Consider the following 283-nt stretch of genomic DNA (forward strand, 5'->3'; position numbering starts at 1 on the left):
CTTTTATTCTTTTGCCCAGAGAGGACATATCATCACCTCCACTTTCTCTATTTGAGAATATTTTATACCAACTTTTGCATTTTGAAAACAAACTTTCACAAAAAGAAAAATTACCTATTGACTTTTGCCAACTGTGGGTTTAGAATTAAATCAGAAATTCACAGATAGCAAAACATGAAAGAGGTGAGGGGCGTCCGAAATGACTAATTTGGCAAAGCTGAGAATAAGCAAAGGGAAAACCCAAGAACAGATGGCCAAATTATTAGGGATAGGAGTTTCAACG

Annotated in this window: 1 protein-coding gene; it reads left to right on the top strand. The window is 35.7% G+C overall.

The genetic code is table 11. The annotated features are described in order from the left end of the window. Positions 1–199 precede the first annotated feature (199 nt). Positions 200–283: helix-turn-helix domain-containing protein (locus tag UUA_RS20375; protein WP_155943288.1), on the top strand; the 84-nt coding region annotated here is incomplete at its 3' end.

This window comes from Rhodanobacter thiooxydans LCS2, assembly GCF_000264375.1.
Taxonomy (GTDB): Bacteria; Pseudomonadota; Gammaproteobacteria; order Xanthomonadales; family Rhodanobacteraceae; genus Rhodanobacter; species Rhodanobacter thiooxydans.